Here is a 22456-nt window from a genome sequence, read left to right as displayed (position 1 = left end):
CCGCAGTTGCAGAGTGCGTGACCCGGTGCGGTGAACATGAGGGATGATGGTTGCGTGAGTACAGACCACCCAGACCGAGATGTCAACGCGGAGGATCAGCCGATTACCGAAATCTCGAAGGCCGACGAGCCCGAAACCGTGAAACCGGAAGCCGTGAAATCGGAAGACGGTGACCTGGCGGTTGCGCCGGTCGCAAAGCCCCGCCGGCTGACCATGCTCATTGCCATCGCCGCCGTCATCCTGCTCTCGGACATTCTCACGAAGGTGTGGGCCGTCGCCGCGGTCAAGCCGGGGCAGCCGATCGAAATCATCGGTGACGTGGTCACATTCACGATGGTGCGCAATCCCGGTGCAGCGTTCTCGATGGCGACGTCGATGACGTGGATCCTCACCCTCGTCGCCATCGGTGTCGTCATCGGTGTGATCAAGATCGGTCGCACGCTCCGATCACCGTGGTGGGCGCTCGGTCTCGGCCTCGTTCTCGGCGGCGCGCTGGGTAACCTCGTCGACCGATTCTTCCGCTCTCCCGGAATCATGCGCGGACATGTGGTGGACTTCGTTTCCGTCGGTTGGTGGCCCGTGTTCAACATCGCGGATTCCGCGATCGTCTGTGGCGCGATCCTGCTCGTCGTACTGACTCTTTTCGGCTTCGAACCCAACGGTGAACGCCTGCGTGATCACAAGGCGGACGACAAGAAGCTCACCGAATCGAAGGCCGCAGCCGAGGGAGAAACCAAGTGAGGGAATCCCGTTCGATGCCCGTGCCCGACGGCCTCGACGCCATGCGGGTCGATGCCGGCCTCGCGCGCCTGCTCGGACTCTCGCGCACCGTGGTCGCGACACTCGCGGAAGAAGGCTCGGTACTCGTCGACGGTGTGGCCGTCGGCAAGTCCGATCGTCTGACCGCAGGATCGTGGCTCGAGGTTGTCCTGCCCGAACCGCCGCGGCCCCTGACCATCGAGGCGACACCGGTCGAGGGGATGGAGATCCTCTACGCCGACGACGACGTCGTTGCAGTCGACAAGCCCGTCGGAGTTGCCGCGCACGCCAGCGTCGGGTGGACGGGACCGACCGTCATCGGCGGACTTGCCGCGGCCGGTTTCCGTATCTCGACGTCCGGTGCCCACGAGCGTCAGGGCATCGTCCACCGTCTGGACGTCGGAACGTCGGGTGTCATGGTGGTTGCCACCTCCGAGCGCGCATACACGTTGCTCAAGCGCGCTTTCAAGCAGCGGACCATCGACAAGCGCTACCACGCTCTCGTGCAGGGACACCCCGACCCGAGCAGCGGAACCATCGACGCCCCCATCGGACGCCACCACGGGAACGACTGGCGGTTCACGGTCACGGCCGATGGCAAGCCCAGCGTCACGCACTACGACACCATCGAGGCGTTCCAGGCAGCGAGTCTGCTGGACGTGCACCTCGAAACCGGTCGCACGCACCAGATCCGTGTCCACTTCTCGGCGTTGCGCCATCCGTGCTGCGGCGACCTGACCTACGGCGCGGACCCCCGACTTGCCGAGAGGCTCGGTCTCGAACGCCAGTGGCTGCACGCAGTCTCGCTCGGCTTCGCCCACCCGGCGGACGGTCGCTGGGTCGAGATCAAGAGCAAGTACCCGAAGGACCTCGAACACGCACTCGAAGTTCTCCGGTCCTCATGACACCGCGCGGGCTTACCCCCGCGCTGGCCGTCGTCGCGGTGGTGGTCGGTGTGGCGGCGGTGGTGGGCGTGGGGTTCGCGAATCCCGTGCTGACCCCGCCGATCACGACGGACACTCTCGGTCCGGACAGTGGGGAAGCTGTGCCGGACTACCTCGACCGAGCGCGAGATTCTGTCGCGTCGGTCGATGGGCCGGTGTGGGCGTTGGTCTCGTTCACGAAGGCACTCACCGTCGACGAGGTCATCACGTCGACCAGCAGTGTTCAGGTGCCGGGCGCTGAGGTCTCGGGCGTTCGCGTGTCCAGGGTCATGTTCCGAGTTCCGATCGAGCGCGTCCAGACGCCGCTCATGTCCGTGCCCGTTCCCGACAACGACGAAGCAGTGCGCAGATCGCCCGGTGTTGCAGCCACGCGACTGATCTCGCTCGGCGGCGACACCGATCGTCAGCAACAGGTGGCGCTCGCGTCGGCGAAGCAATTGTCCGCCGGGTGCACCTGCGCGGTGGGCGTGCTGGTGCGAGCTACTCCCGAAGGACTGGACGCGATTACACGTGAGTCGAATGTCCGTGCAGTGGAAGCGTTGCCGTCCGACGCCTCGCCGTGGTTGGCGGCCGTCCGTCCCTTGCTGCCGGAGTACGTGGACGTCGTTGCTCCCGGCCCCGACGACGGCCCGGTCCCGTGAACTCCGGTTCCGCGAACTCCGGTTCCGTGAACAAGGACGGACGCGCTAGGTCCGGTTCGTCCTCGGGGATCCTCTACGGTGTGGCGGCGTTCCTGTTGTGGGGAACGTTCCCGGCATTCTTCGGACTACTCGACTTCGCCGATCCGGTCGAAATCCTTGCGCACCGAGTGGTGTGGACCCTTCTGTTGATGCTGATCGTGTTGGCCTTTGCCGGCCGCCTCGGATCGCTTCGCGGAATCAGCGCACGCACCTGGCTGCTGGTGACCGCGGCATCAGCGGCGATCGCGGTGAACTGGGGAACGTACATCTATGCCGTGGTGTCAGGCCGCGTCGTGGAGGCGGCCCTCGGGTACTTCATCAACCCGCTGGTCACTGTTCTGCTCGGCGTCGTGATCTTCCGCGAACGATTGCGCCGCGCTCAGATCGCCGCCCTTGTTCTCGCTGCAACGGCAGTTGTCGTGATCACGGTCGACTTCGGTAAACCGCCGATCGTCGCATTGGTGCTCGCCGGTTCGTTTGCCACCTACGGGCTGGTCAAGAAGGTGGTTCCGCTCGATCCCCGAACCAGTTTGACTGCCGAGGGAGTCGTCGCCGCACCCTTCGCGGTCGGCTACCTCGTGTTTCTCGGCCTGACCGGGGCCGGTGCCTTCATCAGCAGCGGCGCCGGACACAGCCTGTTGCTGCTTGCCGCCGGCCCGGTCACCGCACTGCCACTGCTCCTGTTCGGCGTTGCCGCTCAGCGAGTTCCCTTGGCGACGATGGGCATGCTGCAGTACCTCACCCCGGCGCTGCAGATGGCGTGGGGTGTGGCCGTCATGCACGAGGACATGCCGGCCTCACGCTGGATCGGCTTCGTTCTGATCTGGGCTGCGCTGGTGATCTTCACGACAGATACCTTCGTCGCCAGTCGACGTTCGCGGCGTTCGATGAGGTCGAGCGCCGAACCCGAGGTTCCGGTCACGTGATCGGAGGCGGCACACTGCGACTCCACGATGGCGGTCGCCGAACGTGTCGGCAACGCGGCATACACTCGATCTCGCTCCCAGACCTTCAGAGAGGCGCACGTGGCTGACTCGTTCGTACATCTTCACAATCACACCGAGTACTCGATGCTCGACGGTGCGGCCAAGGTCGGCGCCATGTTCGAGGAGGCCGCTCGTCTCGAAATGACCGCTGTCGGCATGACCGACCACGGAAACATGTACGGCGCCAGCCAGTTCTACAACGAGGCCAAGAGTGCCGGCATCAAGCCGATCATCGGCATCGAGGCGTACATCGCACCCGAATCCCGCTTCAACACAAAGCGAGTTCTCTGGGGAGATCGCAGCCAGAAGTCCGACGACGTCTCCGGTAGCGGTGCGTACACGCACATGACGATGGTGGCCGAGAACGCCACGGGGCTCCGAAACCTCTTCAAGCTGTCTTCTCTCGCGTCAATCGAGGGACAGCTCGGCAAGTGGCCTCGCATGGACGAGGAACTCATCGCGGCGCACGCCGAGGGCATTATCGCCACCACCGGTTGCCCTTCGGGTGAGATTCAGACGCGTCTTCGTCTCGGTCACGATCGCGACGCTCTYGAAGCTGCCGCGAAGTGGCAGGAGATCTGGGGACCGGACAACTTCTTCCTCGAACTGATGGATCACGGTCTCTCGATCGAGCGCCGGGTGCGCGAGGGTCTGCTCGACATCGGCAAGCAACTCGGTATCCCGCCGCTTGCCACCAACGACTGCCACTACGTCACCAAGGACGCCGCCGAGAACCACGAGGCGCTGCTCTGTATCCAGACCGGCAAGACGCTGTCCGACCCCACTCGCTTCAAGTTCGACGGCGACGGCTACTACCTCAAGTCCGCTGCCGAGATGCGCGCCATCTGGGACAACGAAGTACCGGGGGCGTGCGACAACACCGTGGCCATCGGCGAGCGTGTGCAGTCGTACGAGGACGTGTGGGCGTTCCACGACCGCATGCCGATCTTCCCGGTCCCGGAGGGTCACACGCAGCAGACCTTCCTGCGCGCCGAGGTGATGCGCGGACTCGATCGCCGCTTCCCGAGCGGACCTCCGCAGGAGTACCTCGCCCGCGCCGACTACGAGATCGGCGTCATCAACGAAATGGGCTTCCCGGCCTACTTCCTGGTGGTCGGCGACCTGATCAACCACGCCAAGGACGTCGGAATTCGCGTCGGGCCCGGCCGTGGATCGGCTGCCGGTTCGTTGGTGGCCTACGCGATGGGTATCACCAACATCGACCCCATCCCGTACGGGTTGCTGTTCGAGCGATTCCTCAACCCCGAGCGTGTGTCCATGCCCGATATCGATATCGACTTCGATGATCGCCGTCGCGGCGAGATGGTTCGCTACGCGACGGACAAGTGGGGCAACGACAAGGTCGCCCAGGTCATCACCTTCGGCACCATCAAGACCAAGGCTGCCATCAAGGACTCGGCTCGCGTCCAGTTCGGCAAGCCGGGCTTTGCCATCGCCGATCAGATCACCAAGGCGCTCCCGCCGCCCATCATGGCCAAGGACATCTCGGTTTCCGGTATCACCGATCCGAAGCACGAGCGGTACAAGGAGGCAGTCGAGGTTCGAGCGCTCATCGACTCCAGCCCGGACGTCGCGAAGATCTACAAGACCGCGGTGGGTCTGGAAGGGCTGATCCGCAACGCCGGTGTGCACGCCTGCGCGGTCATCATGTCGTCCGAACCGCTCACCGACGCAATCCCGGTCTGGAAGCGCGCCCAGGACGGCGCCATCATCACCGGTTGGGACTACCCATCGTGTGAAGCTATCGGCCTGCTCAAGATGGACTTCCTCGGTCTGCGAAACCTCACGGTTATCGGCGACACGCTCGAGAACATCAAAGCCAACCGCGGCATCGACCTCGACCTCGACACTTTGCCGATGGACGATGCGGCAACATACGAACTGCTCGCCCGCGGCGACACTCTCGGTGTGTTCCAGCTCGACGGCGGCGGCATGCGCGAGTTGCTGAAACTGATGCAGCCCACCGGATTCGGCGACATCGTCGCCGCATTGGCGCTGTATCGACCGGGACCGATGGGTGTGGACGCCCACATCTCGTACGCCAAGCGCAAGAACGCCTTGGAAGACGTCAAGCCGATTCACCCCGAGCTGGAGGAGCCGCTAGCGGAGATCCTCTCGGAGACATACGGCCTGATCATCTACCAGGAGCAGATCATGCAACTGGCGCAGAAGGTGGCCGGTTACACCCTGGGTCAGGCCGACTTGCTGCGTCGCGCCATGGGTAAGAAGAAGCTGTCCGAGCTGGAAAAGGCCTACGCCGGCTTCCGGCAGGGCATGTTGGACAACAACTTCAGCGAAGCCGCCATCAAGGCGCTGTGGGACACGGTCCTTCCCTTCGCCGGGTACGCATTCAACAAGTCGCACTCCGCCGGCTACGGACTCGTGTCGTACTGGACTGCGTACCTCAAGGCGAACTACCCGGCCGAGTACATGGCAGGTCTGCTGACCTCCGTCGGTGACGACAAGGACAAGTCCGCGATCTACCTCGCAGACTGCCGCAAGTTGGGCATCACCGTTCTCCCACCCGACGTCAACGAGTCACGCGTCGACTTCGCGACGGTCGGCGACGACATCCGTTTCGGTATGGGGTCGGTGCGCAACGTCGGCGCCAACGTCGTCGCCTCGATCATCAAGGCGCGCACCGAGAAATCGAAGTTCACAGATTTCTCCGACTATCTCGGCAAGATCGACGCGATGGCTTGCAACAAGAAGGTCACCGAATCTCTCATCAAGGCCGGTGCTTTCGACTCGTTGGGTCACCCGCGCAAGGGCCTGATGTTGGTCCATGCCGACGCCATCGATTCCGTGATGAGCACCAAGAAGGCAGAGGCGATCGGACAGTTCGACCTCTTCGGCGGTGCCGAGGCGGACGAGTCGATCACCTCGGTGTTCGACGTCAAGATTCCCGAGGAGGAGTGGGACTCCAAGCATCGCCTGGCACTCGAACGAGAGATGCTGGGGCTGTATGTTTCCGGTCACCCGCTCAACGGCGTCGAGCACATTCTTCGCCAGCAGTCCGACACGTCCATCGCCGCGATACTCGAAGGCGGCGTTCAGGACGGTGCCCAGGTAACTCTCGGCGGCATCATCGCCTCGGTGGACCGCCGGGTCAACAAGAACGGTCTGACCTGGTGCATCGTGCAGCTCGAAGATCTCGTGGGTGGAATCGAGGTGCTGTTCTTCCCACAGGCGTACGCGGTGTACGGAATGGACATCGCCGAGGATGCCATCGTGTTGGTCAAGGCTCGCGTCTCGATCCGAGACGATCGGATGTCGCTGATCGGCAACGACCTTGCGGTGCCTGATATTTCGGCGATCGGGGTCGCACGCCCCCTGTCGGTCTCACTGCCCCTTCGGCAATGCACCAAGGACAAGCTCAGTGCTCTCAAGCAGGTGCTGACGAGGCACCCCGGAACGTCCGACGTCCATGTCCGGCTGATCGGCGGAACCGAGATCAGCTTGTGGAAGGTCGACGACGTCCTTCGGGTCGAACCGTCCTCGGCGCTGATGGGCGACCTGAAGGCATTGCTCGGGCCGAGCTGTCTGACGGTCTGACCGCCGATCGAGCGCACCTGAACAGAACGAAGGGACCTTGCTGCATCAGCAGCAAGGTCCCTTCGTGGTTCGCGGGAGATCGGGGAGTGGAGTGATCAGGTGGTGCGCGAGTAGTACACGCGACGCGCCCACCAGGTGATCACAGCGGCTGTTGCGGCAGTCAGTACGGCTACCTGCATCGACTGGGTGACAGCTCCGGCGACCACGAACAGCACAAAACCGACCGCGAGAGCTTCGATCTTGTACAGCGGCCACTGAGTCCCGGCCAGATCGACGAAATGGTCGGACGAGGGGCGTGATTCGCGAGTGGAGATATCTGCGGTAGTCATCTCGTCCCCTTCTCGGTGCAGTCTGTTCTCGATGCGGCTTGGCTAGCGATACGGCTGTTCGAAGCTGTGGTTTCAGAGTAGCCAGAGATGAGAGTTCGGGCAAGCGAACTTTATTGATCGGCAGCTCACTTAATCGATCAACCAGGGGAGTGTGCCGACRACGGTCCTGGTCGGTGTGGTTCGGTGGCCAAGGTGCTCGAGTGGGTGTTCACTGGTACACATGCCAATCACAGGTGAGTACGAACCCAGTCCAGCGTCGTGGGCCGCCGATCAGGTCGCACGCATCGAGAACTCCGGTGGCAACGAGGGAAACGATATGAACGGCATGCCCGTCGTCGTTCTCACGACCGTCGGGGCAAAGTCCGGCAAGGTCAGGAAGACGCCGCTGATGCGCGTCGAGCACGACGGCTCGTATGCCGTTGTGGCTTCGCTTGGTGGCGCTCCGAAGAATCCGGTTTGGTACTACAACGTCAAGGCCGATCCGCACGTCACGCTGCGTGACGCGACGCAGGTCTTCGACCTGGTTGCTCGTGAAGTCACCGGAGACGAGAAGGCGATCTGGTGGGAGCGCGCTGTCGCTGCGTACCCCGACTACGCCGATTATCAGACGAAGACCGATCGTGAGATCCCGGTGTTCGTGCTCGAACCCAAGTAACGCACTGCAGTCCTCACGAAACGGCAGTCCACAAGAAGCACTGCATAAACCACAAGCAAATCGTCACTCGCGGGGGTCGGCGATCCCGACTCCCGTGAGTGTGTCATGGAGGTCTGATGAGTCCGAAAACCGTTGCAGATCAATTGGTTCAGCAGCTCGTTGACGCGGGTGTCAGTCGGATCTACGGAATTGTCGGTGACAGTCTCAATCCCATCGTCGATGCGGTACGTCGCACCGGTGGTTCCGAAAAGGGCGGAATTGACTGGATACACGTCCGTCATGAGGAAGCAGCTGCGTTTGCGGCCGCAGCGGATGCCCAGATCACCGGGAAACTCGCAGTGTGTGCCGGATCCTGCGGTCCCGGAAACCTTCACCTGATCAACGGCCTGTACGACGCTCATCGTTCGGGCGCGCCGGTCCTCGCGATCGCCTCACACATCCCCAGCGCCCAGATCGGAATGGGCTACTTTCAGGAAACGCATCCCGAGCGGATCTTCATCGAATGTTCGAGTTACACCGAACTCGTCAGCACGGCAGTCCAATCACCTCGCGTGGTGCAGTCGGCGATTCAGCATTCGGTGGCTCGAAACGGCGTCTCGGTGATCGTGCTTCCCGGGGACATCGCCGATTGTCCGGCAGAAGGCACCCCGCCGACGCTCGTCGAAACCCGAAGGCCGACAGTCGTTCCGGATGCCGGTGACGTCAAGGCGTTGGCAGATGTGATCAACGGCTCGCGTAAGGTTGCGATCTTCGCCGGCGCAGGCGTGCGAAACGCACGCGCCGAGGTGTTGGCGCTGGCCGAAACCGTCGGGGCTCCCATCGGGCATTCGCTGCGCGGCAAGGAATGGATCCAGTACGACAACCCGTACGACGTCGGGATGACCGGATTGCTCGGTTACGGTGCGGCGCACGACGGTATCCACGGCGCCGATCTCCTGCTCCTGATCGGTACGGACTTTCCTTACGACCAGTTCTTGCCCGATGACGTTCGTACCGCTCAGATCGACATCGCGGCCGAGCGGTTGGGGCGTCGAACCAGCCTGGACCTGGCGGTGCACGGTGACGTCGCGAGCACCTTGAGCGCACTGATTCCGCAGCTCGATCGAAAGACCGACCGCGGGTTCCTGGAGGATACGCTCGCAAAGCACAACACTCTGATGACCAAAGTGGTTGGTGCGTACACGGATCCGGTCAAGCAGCGCACACCCATTCATCCCGAGTATGCGGCCTCGATCCTCGACGATCTGGCGGCCGACGACGCAATCTTCACCGCCGACACCGGGATGTGCAACGTGTGGACGGCGCGCTATCTCAATCCGAACGGATCGAGACGCTTCATCTCCTCGGCGCTGCACGGATCCATGTCCAATGCGCTCCCACATGCGATGGGTGCGGCATGGTCGAGTCCGGGGCGTCAGGTCATCTCGGTGTCGGGCGACGGTGGATTGTCGATGCTGCTCGGTGAGTTGGTCACCGTCGCGATGTACAAGTTGCCGGTCAAGATCGTGGTGTTCAACAACTCGACGCTCGGAATGGTCAAGCTCGAGATGCTGGTCGACGGCCTTCCGGATTTCGGGGTCGACGTGCCCGCGGTCGACTACGCGGCGGTTGCTGCTGCGCTCGGTATCTTCTCTCGCCGAATCGAGAATCCCGCGGACATCGAAGCGGGCCTACGCGCCGCGCTCGATCACGACGGTCCGGCCTTGGTTGATCTGGTGACCGATCCGCTGGCATTGTCGTTGCCGCCCACCATCACCGGTGGTCAGATGAAGGGCTTCGCTTTGGCGATGTCGAAGATGGTGATGAACGGCGGCGTCGGCGAGGCTGTGCAGATGGCCAAGTCGAATCTGCGGAACGTGCCACGTCCCTCACAGTTGGATCCTCGCGGCTGACCTACCCGCCGCCCTGCCTCGCAGACCATGTGGGGCGGGGTGGTGGGAAGGTTGATCCCCGACGTGCGAAAATGGCGGAGTGTCTAACTCGCCCGATGTCGTAGTAACGAAGTCCACCGTCCCCGCGCTCGACGCGCAGGAGATCGACGCGGCCATCGAGCGAATTCAGCACGTCATTGCGGCGACACCCCTGCAGTACAGCGACCGTCTTTCGGCGTTGACCGGCGCGCACGTGTACCTCAAGCGCGAGGACCTCCAGGGCGTTCGTTCGTACAAGATTCGTGGCGCGTACAACCTGATCGCTCAGCTCAACGAGGCCGAGCGCGCGGCCGGCGTGGTGACTGCCAGTGCCGGTAACCATGCGCAGGGTGTTGCCTTCGCGTGCCGAACGATGCAGATCAAGGGTCGGATCTACGTTCCGGCAAATACCCCCAAGCAGAAGCGTGATCGCATCCGCGCCCACGGTGGAGCGTTTGTCGAACTGTTCATGATCGGTGAGACCTATGACGCCGCCGCTGCTGCGGCCGCGGAGGACGTAGCCGAAACCGGCGCAACCATGGTTCCCCCGTTCGACGACGTGCGCACCGCTGCGGGGCAAGGAACCATCGCAGCGGAGATTCTCACGCAACTGGACGCACCTCTCGACACGATCGTCGTGCCGGTCGGCGGCGGCGGTTGCATCGCGGGCATAGCCACCTATCTGCACGAGCGATCGCCCAAGACGTCGATCGTCGGGATCGAGCCGTCCGGCGCGGCGTCCATGACGGCCGCTCTCGTTGCCGGGGGCCCGGTGACTCTTCCCGACGTCGATCCATTTGTCGACGGGGCAGCGGTCAAGAGGATCGGCGATGTTCCCTACGAGGTCGTCTCACGTCTGGGTGCCGCCGTGGTGTCGCACGCGTCGTTGCCGCTCGTGGCTCGTCAACTTCAGACACGGTCCGGTTCGGGATCGTTTGTCGTCAATCAGATCGACGAGGGCGCTATCTGCACGGCGATGCTCGAGCTGTATCAGAGCGAGGGCATCATCGCCGAACCCGCGGGAGCGCTTTCCGTTGCGGCACTTCAGAATTTGACGTTCGAGCCGGGTTCGACCGTCGTGTGCCTGATTTCCGGTGGCAACAACGACGTCTCCCGTTACGGCGAAATCCTCGAGCGCTCGCTCGTTCACCTCGGGCTCAAGCACTACTTCCTGGTGGACTTTCCGCAGGAACCGGGAGCGCTCCGTCGCTTCCTCTCGGACGTGCTCGGGCCGGACGACGACATCGCGCTGTTCGAGTACGTCAAGCGAAACAATCGCGAGACGGGTGCCGCGTTGGTGGGTATCGAACTCGGTTCCGCCGACGGTTTGGCGGCCTTGCTCGAGCGAATGGAGCGCGCGCCGATGCAGTCCGAGAGGCTCGAGCCGGGAAGCCCGGCGTACCGCTATCTGACGTAAGGGACGCCCCCGGTCAGGGCCGCAGTCGCTCGACCACCTGTCGATGCAATTCGGGATCTGGCTGGGGGAGCCCGAGCATGGCCGCCAAGTACAGACCGTCGCCGACGAGTCGGATGATCTCGGCTTGTATGGGATCGGCGATCTCGGTCTGAAGGCCTTTGTCCCAGCTGCGCATCACGTGGGTAACGGCTTTCTGGATCTCGTCGTGTTGTCCGTCGACTGTTCTCAGTGCCGCGATGATCGACCGGAAGAGTGAGAGTTCTTCGCTTTCGTTCGCATCGGGGATCTGCAGATAGAACTCGGTGACCGTCGTACCGCCTGCTACGGCGTCTTCGAGTTGTTGATCCGAGCGTTCTCCGAGTCTGCGGACCATTGCCGCGAGGAGTGCTTCCTTGCTGGGGAAGTGATAGAGAAGTCCGCCCTTGGAAACCCCGGCTTCGGCGGCAACGCCTTCGAGCGTGACTTGGGCAACGCCGCTGACCAGCAGCAGCTTCTCCAGTGCGTCGAGAATTCGATCGCGAGTGTCGGCAGCCATGTGATGTGACCCTACCCGGAAATAACTTTACCGCTTGGACGGTTCACTGTTACCGTAGACCTACTGTACCGGCTGGACGGTTCAGTGAAATCTTTTCGAAAGAACTCAGAGAAAGTCGCAGGGGAGCAATGTCAGTGTCGGCAGATCAGACGTCTGCAATCAATCCCGACGAGGTTCGGGCGACAAAGCGTGACTGGGCGGGCTTGATAGTCCTTGCCTTTGCTGTGTTGCTCATCGCAGTCGACGGCACGGTGCTCGATCTTGCGCTTCCGTTCATCAGCGCCGACCTCGAGCCGAGCAGCACGCAGTTGCTGTGGATCATCGACGTCTATTCGTTCGTGCTCGCCGGTCTGCTCATCACCATGGGTACGCTCGGTGACCGGATCGGTAGGCGAAAACTGCTCCTGATCGGCGCAGTCGGCTTCGGTCTCGCCTCGATCATCGCCGCTCTTGCTGTCAGTCCCGAGATGCTCATTGCCGCCCGCGTGCTGCAGGGTATTTCCGGTGCAACGCTGATGCCGGCCACCCTCGGTCTGATCCGCACGATCTTCGTCAACCCGCGTCAGCGCACCGAGGCAATCGGTGTCTGGGGCGCGATGGCCGGTGGCGGTACAGCGGCAGGCCCTTTGGTCGGTGGTTGGTTGCTCGAGCACTTCTGGTGGGGTTCGGTCTTCTTGATCAACATCCCGGTCATGATCGCGCTGGTAGTACTCGGCCCGATCCTGATCCCGGAGTCGAAAGACCCCAACCCGGGTCGATTCGACCTCATCAGCGCTGGTCTGTCGATGGCGACCATGTTGCCGTTGGTGTACGCGGTCAAGGAATCCGTGGTGCACGGCGTCAGCATCACGTTGCTGGTGATCGGYCTTGTGGGTCTCGCCGCCGGCTACGTGTTCGTGCGTCGTCAGCGGATGCTGAAGGATCCGATGTTGGATCTGAAACTGTTTGCCAATGCGTCGTTTTCCACCGCCGTCATCACCAACCTGCTCTCGATCTTCGCACTCGCCGGTGTCCTGTTCTTCGGCTCGCAGTACCTGCAGTTGGTGCTGGGTAACTCGGCGCTCGACGCCGGCCTGCTGATGCTCCCGGGTATGTTGCTCAGCGCATTCACCGCGGTTGCGGCGGCCTGGTTGATTCGCCGGTGGTCGGTGTCTCACGTGCTCAGCGCAGGCCTCGCGGTTGCCGGTATCGGTGCTGCGATGCTGCTCGCCCTCGGGGTGGACAGCGGCCCGTTGATGTTCGTGATCGGCTTCGGTCTGGCCGGTGCAGGTGTCGGTGTCGCACTGACCCTCACGTCGGATCTTGTGGTCAGTTCGGTGGAACCCGAGCGTGCCGGCGCTGCGTCCGCGGTGTCGGAGACTGCGTACGAACTCGGTATCGCGCTCGGTGTGGCGATCCTGGGCAGTGTGGTGATGGCGATCTTCCGCAAGGGAATCGACACGTCCATGCTCGAAGCAGATCAGGCGCACGCTGCGCAGGGCACCCTCGGCGGTGCGCTGCAGGAGGCGACGTACCTACCTGGTGAACTCGGTTCGGTGCTTGCCGATTCCGCGAAGGCGGCGTTTGTCGACGGTATGCACGTTGCCGCCGGCGCAACCGCTTTGGTTCTGTTCGTCAGTGCCGCATTGGTATTGCGGATGCTGCGGAGTACACCAGAGAACGCGAAGCGTTGATGCGTGGAACGGTAGAACGCGAAGCGTTGACCCCTGCAGAATCCGGGTAGTCAGCTTTCGAGTACGACGAACGAGTGCCCAGGCACGACTGTTGCGGACGCGGTCTCGTCCTGTGTCGGCGGATCCCACCAGAGGATGGGGGTTCCGCCGGCTGGGACCGAGGCCGCGTCCGTTCCCAGATTGCACACGATCTGTAATGCGCCGCGGCGCAGGGTGATCCACTGGTCGTCCTCGTCGTAGTCGACGTGCAGGTGCCCCAGCCAGGGGTCGGTGATCTCGATTCGCTTCTTGCGCAGGGCAAGGAGATCGCGATAGCACGCCAGGACGCGAGCATGTGTCTGGTCGGTTCGCTCGTCCCAGTCCAGTTTCGATCGCAGAAATGTCTGTGGATCTTGCGGATCCGGAATGTCGTCGCTGTTCCAGCCGTGTGCCGCGAACTCCGCCTTACGGCCCTTGGCGGTGGCCTCGCCGAGTTCCCGTTCCGGATGCGAGGTGAAGAACTGGAACGGAGTGGTGGCTCCCCATTCTTCGCCCATGAACAGCATCGGCGTGTACGGCGAGAGCAGGACCAGTGCTGCCTTGATCGCCAATTGTCCTGGCGTCAGATAGGCGCTCGGGCGGTCGCCGATCGCTCGGTTGCCGATCTGATCGTGGGTGCACGTGTATGCGAGCAGAGCACTGGCGGGCTGATGCGTGATGTCGATCGGCCGGCCGTGAACCCGCCCACGGAATGAGGAATACGTTCCGGCGTGGAAGAACCCGCGCCGCAATGTACTTGCAAGGGATTCCAAGGATCCGAAGTCGGCGTAATAACCCTGACGTTCRCCGGAGACGGCTGTGTGAATGGTGTGGTGGATGTCGTCGTCCCACTGCGCGTCCAAGCCGAACCCGCCGGCCGCTCGTGGCGTGATCAGAGTGGCGTCGTTGAGATCACTTTCGGCAATCAACGTGAGCGGTCGGCCCAGATGGGCCGACAGTGTTTCCGTTCGGACGGCGAGTTCCTCGAGGATGTGCGTTCCGGTGTGATCGACCAACGCGTGGACGGCGTCGAGGCGTAGGCCGTCGATGTGGAAATCACGCATCCATCGCAGGGCATTCCCGATGATGTATTCGCGAACCTCGCCCGACTGCGGGCCTCCGATGTTGATCGTTCGGCCCCAGGTGTTCGCGCCATCGGCAATGTAGGGGCCGAACTTTTCGAGGTAGTTACCCGACGGGCCCAGGTGGTTGTAGACCACGTCCAGGATCACGCCGAGTCCACGTTCGTGGGCCGCATTCACCAAGCGCTGTAACCCGTCCGGGCCACCGTAGATCTCGTGGACCGTGTACCAGAGCACACCGTCGTAGCCCCAGTTGTGAGTTCCGTTGAAACCGTTGACCGGCATGATCTCGACGAACCCGACGCCGAGGTCCACGAGGTGATCGAGACGCTCGATCGCGGCGTCGAAAGTTCCTTCGGGGGTGAACGTTCCGATGTGCAGTTCGTAGACCGACGATCCTGGGAGTTGCCGTCCGGTCCACTGAGAGTCGGTCCAGGAGGACTCGTCGAGTTGGTGCAGTTGGGAGCGGAGATGCACGCCTTCGGGCTGGCGTGGTGACCGCGGATCCGGGAGTATTTGACCGTCGACGACAAAGCCGTAGCGAGCTTCGTTGTCGCAGTCGACCTCGCCTCGCCACCACCCGTCGTCGGTCCGCTCCATGTCGTGCGTGATGCCATCGACTTCGACCCGGACCGATTCCGGCGTTGGCGCCCAGACCTCGAAAGTATGCACACGATCAGCATGCCTTGTTCGGTCGGATGTGGCAGCCCGGCGGGGTGGATCCGTCGTCATGGACTGTTTCTAGCCGCGGGTGTTGCCAGACGGAGCGGACAACGTGATCAGTTCCGGAGTGGGTGCGCCGCAGCATCCGCCCTCGGCTTCCCCGCCCTCGGCTTCCGCTGCGTCAGCTTCGTCGAAAACACCTGCACCGCCGCAGACTCCGGTCTCCGGAAGGATCAACTCGACCCGGGCTGCGGCGTCGTGATCGCCGGCGAGTTCGGCGGCGATGCTGCGAACCTGCTCGTAGCCGGTCATCGCCAGGAAGGTGGGTGCCCGGCCGTAGCTTTTCATTCCTGCCAAGTACACGCCTGGCTCCGGATGGCGAAGCTCCTTCGCGCCATGCGGGTACACCGTGCCGCACGAGTGGACGTTCGGGTCGATCAGTGGAGCCAACTCGACCGGTGCTTGTAAGACCGGGTCGAGGCCGAGTCGGATTTCCGAAAGCCAGGAAAGATCGGGGCGGAATCCGGTCAGCGTTATGACGTTGTCCACGTTCTCGATGCGATCACCGGCATCGGAGGCAAGTACGAGTTGTCCCGAAGGGGTTGTTGTCACCTCTGCGGTGCGGAAGCCGGTGACCACTCTCAGTAGTCCGTCCTCGACGGCCTTCTTTGCGCGCAATCCCAGGGCGCCGCGAGCGGGCAGTTCGTCAGCTTCGCCGCCACCGAACGCTGAGCCGACGTTTCCTCGGCGGACCGCCCAGATGATGAGGGTGTTCGGAGCCTGCTCCGCCAACCCCGACAGCGCAACGATCGCCGTCAGCGCAGAGTGGCCGCTCCCCGCGATGACCGTGTGTTTTCCGGCAAACTGTGCACGCACCGCCGGATCGTCGAGATCAGGAACCCGRTACCGGATCGCAGTGCCCACAGCGCCCTCGCCGAGGGCGGGAAGACCTTCACCGCCGAGCGGGTTGGGAGTACCCCAGGTGCCGGATGCGTCGACAACCGCCTGGGCGAACACGCGGTCCTCGGTTCCGTCACGGCGGCGCAGATGAATCGAGAGGGGTTCGGTATCGCGGCCGGCGTCGACGACCAGGTCACGTCCGCGTCGGGCTACGCCGATCACTTCGGTGTCGAACTGGATGGCGTCGCCGAGTGCTGAGGCGAGTGGCCCGAGGTAGAGGTCGCGCCATTGACGGCCGGTCGGGTACGTCTCAGCGTCGGGAGAGCGCCATCCGTTCTGCTCGAGGAGTCGCCTCGCGGCGGGGGAGACGAGTTCTGACCACCGGGAGAACAGTCGAACGTGATTCCACTCGGAGATCGCAGCACCGGCTGTGCTTCCGCACTCGAAGACAAGGGGTGTAAGTCCGCGTTCGCGCAGTTCTGCTGCGGCCGCCAGGCCGATCGGGCCGGCCCCGATCACGACAACGGGTAGGGGGTTCATCTCGTACCTTTCATCGACGATTATCGATCTATATTGAACTGTATCGACAATCATCAATGTAGGCAACCATCGACAGCTGTCGATATAGTGGTTAGATGACATCGCTGCAGACTCCGACGGTGCGCGTCGGCGATTCGTACCCGGAACAGATTGGTTCTTCCGTCCTCGCGCAGGGCGATGCCGATACCTACGCGCAGTGGTTCGCCTGCCTTGCCGAGCCGATGCGCGTCCGATTGCTTCACCGGGTGGCGAGCGCGGTCGGTGGTATTACCGTCGGAGCGCTCTCCGAAGCGTTGGGGATCGGACAACCGACGGTGTCGCACCACCTGCGCAAGCTCGCCGATGTGGGTTTTGTGACCACGCGTAAGGAGGGGACGAGCACGGTCGTCGCGATGAATCCGACGTGTTGCGTTGCCTTGCCGCAGGCGGCGGACGTGGTGATGGGAGTCCTTGCTCCGCGTCCTTGCTGCCCGAGTGATCTGCCCGACGATGTCTCTGTCCGGGCCATGATCGACGACGACTGGGATGCGGTTCGCCGTATTTACGGCGAGGGTATCGACACCCGAAATGCCACCTTTGCTACTGAGGTCCCCTCGCGTGAGCATCTCCACGAACGGTGGCTGTCGAAGCATCGGTGGGTCGCGACTATCGAGGGTGTTGTTGTCGGTTGGGCTGCGTTGAGGCCAGTTTCCGAGCGTGACTGCTACCGCGGGGTGGCGGAAAACTCCGTGTACGTCGCGGGCGGAATGCGTGGTCGGGGTGTCGGAAAGGCGTTGTTGCGCAAGCAAGTCATGGCCGCTGATGTCGACGACCTCTGGACACTGCAGACGGCGATATTTCCCGAGAATCGCGCCTCCATCTCGCTGCATCATTCGGCCGGGTTCAGAACTATCGGTCTCCGCGAGAAGATTGCCCAGCTCGACGGTGTGTGGCGTGACACCGTTCTGCTCGAACGACGTGCGGTGACCGCCGAGGGGTGAGTCCGGGATCCGGCCGACCGGGCACTCGATTGCGCGTTGATTCGATATCTGTCAATATCGAAGAATGTCGAATCAAGAGCCACCGGAGTCCGAGGCTTGCTGCACCCCGCTCATCCGTGAACCTCTGACCGAGGATTGGGCCGGCGACCTGTCGCGGATGTTCAAAGCCCTCGGCGATCCCGTCCGCCTCCGCTTGCTCAGCTTGGTGGCAAGTCACGAGGGTGGTGAAGCCTGCGTCTGCGACATCTCCGACTCGTTCGATCTGTCTCAGCCGACTATCTCGCATCACCTAAAGGTGTTGCGGCAGGCCGGGCTGCTTGACTGTGAACGACGCGGGACCTGGGTGTACTACTGGGTTATTCCTACTGCACTGCAACAGCTTTCCGCCGTTCTACTGGTTGAAGGTACGAGCGTGAGTGTCGCGGACACGTGCGGAGAGGTCACCGCATGAGCAACACCGCTGCCACCACCGGACACCCCGCAGTCGTCGGAAAACTCTCCACCCTCGACCGCTATCTGGCGGTCTGGATCGGCGTGGCCATGGTCGTCGGCCTGCTGGTCGGGCGCTGGATCCCGGGTGTGAACACTGCCCTGGACAAGGTGCAGATCGACGGCATCTCGTTACCGATCGCCCTCGGCCTGCTGATCATGATGTACCCGGTGTTGGCGAAAGTTCGCTACGACCGCCTCGACACTGTCACCGGGGACAAGAAACTCCTCGCCGGCTCCCTGTTCCTGAACTGGGTTCTCGGCCCGGCGCTGATGTTCGCCCTCGCCTGGCTGTTTCTGCCTGACCTGCCGGAATATCGCACCGGGCTGATTATCGTCGGTCTTGCTCGCTGTATCGCGATGGTGATCATCTGGAACGACCTGGCCTGCGGAGACCGCGAAGCCGCCGCGGTGCTGGTCGCCATCAACTCGGTGTTCCAGGTGATCATGTTCGCCGTGCTCGGTTGGTTCTACCTCTCGGTCCTGCCCGGGTGGCTCGGCCTCGAACAGACCACCATCGACACCTCGCCCTGGCAGATTGCGAAATCGGTCCTGATCTTTCTCGGTATCCCGCTGCTGGCAGGTTTTCTGTCCCGCTTCTTCGGTGAACGCGCCAAAGGCCGCGACTGGTATGACACCAAGTTCATCCCCAAGATCAGCCCCTGGGCGCTCTACGGTCTGCTGTTCACCATCGTCGTGCTCTTCTCGATGCAGGGCGAACAGATCACCTCCCAGCCCTGGGACGTCGTCCGGATCGCGTTGCCGCTGCTGGCGTACTTCGCGCTCATGTGGGGCGGAGGCTACATCCTCGGCGCCGCAATCGGATTGGGCTATGAACGCACGACGACCCTGGCGTTCACCGCCGCGGGCAACAACTTCGAACTCGCGATCGCCGTAGCCATCGCCACCTACGGCGCCACCTCGGGGCAAGCTCTTGCCGGTGTTGTCGGCCCGCTGATCGAGGTACCGGTGCTCGTCGGGCTGGTCTATGTCTCCCTCGCTCTACGCAAACGCTTTGCAGTCGAAGAGGTTTCATCCATTCGAGAAAGTGCGAGGTCATGAGCAAACCATCGGTGTTGTTCGTCTGCGTCCACAATGCCGGCCGATCTCAGATGGCCGCGGGATTCCTGAGCCATCTCGCAGGCGACGCCATCGAGGTCCGTTCCGCCGGATCCGCACCCGCCGAGACCGTCAATTCGGCAGCGGTCGAGGCGATGGCAGAGCACGGTATCGATATCTCAGCTCAGTCTCCGAAGATCCTCACCGTTGACGCCGTCCAGGATTCGGATGTCGTCATCACCATGGGCTGCGGCGACACGTGCCCGATCTTCCCCGGCAAGAGCTACCGAGACTGGGTTCTCGACGATCCGGCCGGACAGGGCCTCGAAGCGGTTCGCCCGATCCGTGACGAAATCGAGCGTCGCGTTCAAGCCTTGATCGCTGAACTCACCACTGCCGCGAAGTCTCCCTGACCGATCGGGGAATCGACAGGATCATTCGCCCGCGGGCTCGATGTGTTCGGCACCGAGGACCGAGAGTCGGTATTCCTGTGCGTCCTGCTCGGTTTCGAAATCTTTCTCTTCGAGGAGGTTTCGATCGGCGTCGAGGTATCGGTAGGTAGTCATTCCTCCACCGTGCCACTGATGTCCGATTCGTGCTCGGATACCGGTTCGATTTCGTCGACGACTGTTTGAATCAGACTTCCGTAGCGCCGGATCAGGTCCTTCGACGACAACGAATCCTCACCGAGGAGTTCGAGCGTCCGCATGCCGGTGGCAAGTCCGAGCAACAGTGAGACGACGACCTGACTGCGAACCAAACCGGGCTCGGTGTCGCCGATGCGTCGCGCGATCCCGTGAACGTATCGTTCCTTGATCTCTGCCCGGGCGGCGTCCGGATCTGGCGCCTCGTGAACGTGTACTGCGAGCATTGCCCACGGATCGGTTTCGTCGGATTCTCTACGAGCGACAAGTTTCTCGACCAGTTGACAGCCGATGTTTCCGGTGGCGTCGGCATTCGGATCCTCGTCCATCGGAGGTGCGGACGGGATCGCAGCCGAATACAACCGAGCTTTGCTGCCGTAGATCTTCATGACCAGGGCAGGGGAGTAACCGGCCGCGACCGCGATGTCCTTGATGGTCGTCGATGCGTAACCTCGTTCCGCGAACAAGGCTTTTGCTGCTGTGAGGATGCTGGCTTCACCGCTGCTCATGCCGCTCGCCTCGGTACCCGATCGCCATGCGTTTGGTTGCTCATACTGTCGTCAACGGCTCGGCATCGACGGGTACGTCGAAGTCGACGACGGTGGACTGCGCGATGACCGCTATCTGACGAGCCAATGTGCCGTGTCCACTCTCGGTCAGCGCGGTCAGGATGTACCGGCCGGATGTCGGGAGTGCGATTCCGTAGTGCCCGGTTCCGTCGGTGACGGTGGATGCGACGAATTCGCCGGTCGGTTTCGTGAGTGTGACGACGGTTCCCGAGGTTGTTCGGCCGTCGACTCCGACCTTGCCGGAGATGGTGAGGCGGTCACCGAGTTCGACGGTGTGCGTCGATTGCGCGCTGTCGAAAGCGATCACCTGCGACCGAGGGGACCAGCCGTCGGCACTCGTCACTACCAAATACCGTCCGGGCCGGGGTAGTGCGAGGGAGAAGTTGCCCTCGTTGTCGGCGCGACTCCAGTCGATCGGTCGCCCCTCCATATCCATCACGGTGACAACAGCCTGCCGGATCGGTCGGCTGTCGGCTCGGACCACACGACCGGCAACCACAATTTCCGTTTCGGACGCGGCGGCATCGGGAAGCTCGAACCCTTCCGGGGTCACCGGGCGAAGCGCCGTTTCCGGTTTTGCGCCGCGGCGAGGAATGAACGCAGCGGCAGCGGCAGCAGCCACGGCGGCGAGGGCGGCCAGCCAGAAGATGTTCTTGAAGGCGTCGATCGACGGAAGGCCCTCGCCCGGCCCGGACGGGATGACCATCGAGGTGAGCATGGCGGCAACCACTGCACTGGATGTGGACGTACCGACTGAGCGGAGCAGCGAATTGAGGCCGTTTGCCGACGCGGTTTCGGTGATCGGAACCGATCGCATGATCAGCATCGGCATCGCGGAGTAGGCGATTGCAGTTCCGATGCTGACCACCGCCGCGCTGATGATGATCAGTGCTATCGAGCCGGTCAGGAACACGCGCGCGATGTAGGCGAGCGCGAGCACAGTGCCGCCGACGATCAGGGTGATCTTGGCTCCGAATCGTTTCGTGATGTTCGCGGAGACGGGAGCGAAGAAGACCATCGCGAGGCCTGCCGGAATCATGCACAGTCCGGCCGCCATCACTCCCAGTTCGAAGCCGTAGCCGGAGATCTTCGGCATCTGGAGTTGTTGAGTGGTGGAGAGGTTGTTCGCATACATCGAGAAGCCGACGAGGATCGAGGCGACGTTGGTCAGGAGAACGGGCCGCTTGGCCGACGTTCGCAAGTCGACCATCGGCTGGGTGACGCGAAGTTCGTACGGGAACCACAGTGCGAGCGTCACGATTCCGATGACGAACATGAGCAATGTCAGTTCGCTCGTCCATCCCCAACGGGCGCCCTTGGAGATGGCGAGGAGGATCGCCGTGAGTGCTGTCGAGAGCATGACCGCGCCGAGGAAGTCGAATTTGCCGCGGGTGCGAACACTCGATTCCGGGACGACGGCGGCAACCGCGATGATCAACAGGACGCCCACGATTGCCGAGAGCCAGAAGATGGCGGGCCAGCCTAGATGCTCGAAGATCAACCCGGACAGGGGGAGCCCGAGTGCGCTGCCGATTCCGAGAGTGGCACTCATCAAGGCTGTTGCCGACGCCACCTTCTCCTTGGGCAGTTCGTCGCGCATGATGCTGATTCCGACGGGGATCATCGAGATCGCGAAGCCCTGGAGGCCACGTCCGATCAGCAGGGCGACAAAGTTGCCGCCGATCGCCGCGACCAGTGATCCGACCACGATCATCGTCATCGAGATCAGCATCATGCGTCGTTTTCCGAACATGTCTGCCAGGCGGGAGACGATCGGAGTGGCGACGGCGCTCGTGAGGAGTGTGACGGTGACGAGCCAGGAGGCGTCGTCAGCGCTGACGCCGAGGATTTTCGGGAAATCTGGCAACAACGGAATGACCATCGTTTGCTGCAGCGCGACCACGGTGCCGGAAAGACAGAGAATTGCGGTGATGAGCCGACTTGAACGGCGAGTGGTCGGAGACGAGTGCAATGCCAAGAGACGGTCCTTCACGCGGCGGTGGTGAACGGGAGTTCACCCATGAGTGAACCACTGTTCACCCCTCGCT

The 22456-nt window shown here is 62.7% G+C and carries 20 protein-coding genes; 13 read left to right on the top strand and 7 right to left on the bottom strand.

What is annotated here, in order from left to right; translation table 11 throughout:
- Positions 1-54: 54 nt before the first annotated feature.
- From lspA to dnaE, 5 genes are all read left to right on the top strand, one after another.
- Positions 55-741: a signal peptidase II gene (gene lspA / locus AC1DWA_RS20105; RefSeq protein WP_021344550.1), complete on the top strand. Its 687-nt coding sequence runs from the start codon at positions 55-57 to the stop codon at positions 739-741.
- The gene (locus tag AC1DWA_RS20100) at positions 738-1664 is read left to right on the top strand and encodes an RluA family pseudouridine synthase (protein ID WP_007733161.1); all 927 of its coding nucleotides are present in this window, start codon (positions 738-740) and stop codon (positions 1662-1664) included. The genes lspA and AC1DWA_RS20100 overlap by 4 nt, the downstream gene beginning before the upstream one ends.
- A complete protein-coding gene (locus AC1DWA_RS20095) occupies positions 1661-2344 on the top strand; it encodes a hypothetical protein (RefSeq protein WP_211917651.1) in 684 nt (227 codons plus the stop codon). The genes AC1DWA_RS20100 and AC1DWA_RS20095 overlap by 4 nt, the downstream gene beginning before the upstream one ends.
- A 26-nt stretch (positions 2345-2370) precedes the next feature.
- Positions 2371-3309 (top strand): EamA family transporter RarD, encoded by a 939-nt coding sequence (rarD, locus tag AC1DWA_RS20090; RefSeq protein ID WP_047890087.1) that lies wholly within the window; start codon positions 2371-2373, stop codon positions 3307-3309.
- Positions 3310-3408: 99 nt separating this feature from the next.
- The gene (gene dnaE / locus AC1DWA_RS20085; protein ID WP_477846911.1) at positions 3409-6945 is read left to right on the top strand and encodes a DNA polymerase III subunit alpha; all 3537 of its coding nucleotides are present in this window, start codon (positions 3409-3411) and stop codon (positions 6943-6945) included.
- Positions 6946-7040: 95 nt separating this feature from the next.
- On the opposite strand, the gene AC1DWA_RS20080 is transcribed toward dnaE, so the two are convergent.
- A complete protein-coding gene (locus AC1DWA_RS20080; protein WP_020908060.1) occupies positions 7041-7274 on the bottom strand; it encodes a hypothetical protein in 234 nt (77 codons plus the stop codon).
- Between the two features lie 220 nt (positions 7275-7494).
- Between AC1DWA_RS20080 and AC1DWA_RS20075 the strand changes: the two genes are divergently transcribed.
- From AC1DWA_RS20075 to ilvA, 3 genes are all read left to right on the top strand, one after another.
- Positions 7495-7929 carry a nitroreductase family deazaflavin-dependent oxidoreductase gene (locus AC1DWA_RS20075; RefSeq protein ID WP_477846910.1) on the top strand — a complete coding sequence of 145 codons (435 nt, stop codon included), beginning with the start codon at positions 7495-7497 and terminating at the stop codon, positions 7927-7929.
- 116 nt (positions 7930-8045) lie between these two features.
- Positions 8046-9821, top strand: coding sequence for a pyruvate dehydrogenase (locus tag AC1DWA_RS20070; protein WP_019748852.1), 1776 nt, complete (start codon positions 8046-8048; stop codon positions 9819-9821).
- Positions 9822-9900: 79 nt separating this feature from the next.
- Positions 9901-11256 carry a threonine ammonia-lyase IlvA gene (gene ilvA / locus AC1DWA_RS20065; RefSeq protein WP_019748851.1) on the top strand — a complete coding sequence of 452 codons (1356 nt, stop codon included), beginning with the start codon at positions 9901-9903 and terminating at the stop codon, positions 11254-11256.
- Positions 11257-11269: 13 nt separating this feature from the next.
- Here the strand turns inward: ilvA and AC1DWA_RS20060 are convergent, their stop codons facing one another.
- The gene (locus AC1DWA_RS20060; protein WP_019748850.1) at positions 11270-11791 is read right to left on the bottom strand and encodes a TetR/AcrR family transcriptional regulator; all 522 of its coding nucleotides are present in this window, start codon (positions 11789-11791) and stop codon (positions 11270-11272) included.
- A gap of 128 nt (positions 11792-11919) precedes the next feature.
- On the opposite strand from AC1DWA_RS20060, the gene AC1DWA_RS20055 reads away from it, so the two are divergent.
- A complete protein-coding gene (locus AC1DWA_RS20055) occupies positions 11920-13464 on the top strand; it encodes an MFS transporter (RefSeq protein WP_019748849.1) in 1545 nt (514 codons plus the stop codon).
- A 50-nt stretch (positions 13465-13514) separates the two neighbouring features.
- Here the strand turns inward: AC1DWA_RS20055 and treZ are convergent, their stop codons facing one another.
- On the bottom strand, positions 13515-15236 hold the full coding sequence (gene treZ, locus AC1DWA_RS20050; RefSeq protein ID WP_084324817.1) for a malto-oligosyltrehalose trehalohydrolase: 1722 nt from the start codon (positions 15234-15236) through the stop codon (positions 13515-13517).
- Between the two features lie 69 nt (positions 15237-15305).
- The gene (locus AC1DWA_RS20045) at positions 15306-16667 is read right to left on the bottom strand and encodes an NAD(P)-binding domain-containing protein (RefSeq protein ID WP_477846909.1); all 1362 of its coding nucleotides are present in this window, start codon (positions 16665-16667) and stop codon (positions 15306-15308) included.
- Between the two features lie 95 nt (positions 16668-16762).
- Here AC1DWA_RS20045 and AC1DWA_RS20040 point away from each other — a divergent pair, with 95 nt between their 5' ends.
- The 4 genes from AC1DWA_RS20040 (at position 16763) to AC1DWA_RS20025 (ending at position 19608) form a co-directional block, all read left to right on the top strand.
- Entirely contained in the window at positions 16763-17647 is an 885-nt protein-coding gene (locus AC1DWA_RS20040; protein ID WP_477846908.1) for a helix-turn-helix domain-containing GNAT family N-acetyltransferase, read from the top strand.
- A gap of 64 nt (positions 17648-17711) precedes the next feature.
- Positions 17712-18098, top strand: a complete 387-nt coding sequence (locus tag AC1DWA_RS20035; RefSeq protein ID WP_477846907.1) for an ArsR/SmtB family transcription factor — start codon at positions 17712-17714, stop codon at positions 18096-18098.
- Positions 18095-19198: an ACR3 family arsenite efflux transporter gene (gene arsB / locus AC1DWA_RS20030; RefSeq protein ID WP_259119492.1), complete on the top strand. Its 1104-nt coding sequence runs from the start codon at positions 18095-18097 to the stop codon at positions 19196-19198. Before AC1DWA_RS20035 ends, arsB begins: the two co-directional genes overlap by 4 nt.
- The gene (locus tag AC1DWA_RS20025; RefSeq protein ID WP_021333708.1) at positions 19195-19608 is read left to right on the top strand and encodes an arsenate reductase ArsC; all 414 of its coding nucleotides are present in this window, start codon (positions 19195-19197) and stop codon (positions 19606-19608) included. The genes arsB and AC1DWA_RS20025 overlap by 4 nt, the downstream gene beginning before the upstream one ends.
- Before the next feature lie 21 nt (positions 19609-19629).
- On the opposite strand, the gene AC1DWA_RS20020 is transcribed toward AC1DWA_RS20025, so the two are convergent.
- The 3 genes from AC1DWA_RS20020 to AC1DWA_RS20010 are packed head-to-tail and all read right to left on the bottom strand — an operon-like array spanning position 19630 to position 22401.
- On the bottom strand, positions 19630-19761 hold the full coding sequence (locus AC1DWA_RS20020) for a hypothetical protein (RefSeq protein WP_007733137.1): 132 nt from the start codon (positions 19759-19761) through the stop codon (positions 19630-19632).
- On the bottom strand, positions 19758-20348 hold the full coding sequence (locus AC1DWA_RS20015; RefSeq protein ID WP_019748842.1) for a TetR/AcrR family transcriptional regulator: 591 nt from the start codon (positions 20346-20348) through the stop codon (positions 19758-19760). Before AC1DWA_RS20015 ends, AC1DWA_RS20020 begins: the two co-directional genes overlap by 4 nt.
- A gap of 40 nt (positions 20349-20388) precedes the next feature.
- A complete protein-coding gene (locus tag AC1DWA_RS20010) occupies positions 20389-22401 on the bottom strand; it encodes an MFS transporter (protein ID WP_021333707.1) in 2013 nt (670 codons plus the stop codon).
- Positions 22402-22456: the final 55 nt, after the last annotated feature.

It is taken from the genome of Rhodococcus sp. P4_F3_2, from assembly GCF_056401335.1.
The sequence above is the reverse complement of the archived record's forward strand: the minus strand, read 5'-3'. Positions and strand labels throughout refer to the sequence as shown.

Coding starts and splice junctions, on each gene's coding strand:
- AC1DWA_RS20095 (WP_211917651.1), top strand. CDS start 1,661: ATGACACCGCGCGGGCTTACCCCCGCGCTGGCCGTCGTCGCGGTGGTG.
- AC1DWA_RS20080 (WP_020908060.1), bottom strand. CDS start 7,274: ATGACTACCGCAGATATCTCCACTCGCGAATCACGCCCCTCGTCCGAC.
- AC1DWA_RS20075 (WP_477846910.1), top strand. CDS start 7,495: ATGCCAATCACAGGTGAGTACGAACCCAGTCCAGCGTCGTGGGCCGCC.
- AC1DWA_RS20070 (WP_019748852.1), top strand. CDS start 8,046: ATGAGTCCGAAAACCGTTGCAGATCAATTGGTTCAGCAGCTCGTTGAC.
- AC1DWA_RS20060 (WP_019748850.1), bottom strand. CDS start 11,791: ATGGCTGCCGACACTCGCGATCGAATTCTCGACGCACTGGAGAAGCTG.
- AC1DWA_RS20040 (WP_477846908.1), top strand. CDS start 16,763: ATGACATCGCTGCAGACTCCGACGGTGCGCGTCGGCGATTCGTACCCG.
- AC1DWA_RS20035 (WP_477846907.1), top strand. CDS start 17,712: ATGTCGAATCAAGAGCCACCGGAGTCCGAGGCTTGCTGCACCCCGCTC.
- arsB (WP_259119492.1), top strand. CDS start 18,095: ATGAGCAACACCGCTGCCACCACCGGACACCCCGCAGTCGTCGGAAAA.
- AC1DWA_RS20025 (WP_021333708.1), top strand. CDS start 19,195: ATGAGCAAACCATCGGTGTTGTTCGTCTGCGTCCACAATGCCGGCCGA.
- AC1DWA_RS20020 (WP_007733137.1), bottom strand. CDS start 19,761: ATGACTACCTACCGATACCTCGACGCCGATCGAAACCTCCTCGAAGAG.
- AC1DWA_RS20015 (WP_019748842.1), bottom strand. CDS start 20,348: ATGAGCAGCGGTGAAGCCAGCATCCTCACAGCAGCAAAAGCCTTGTTC.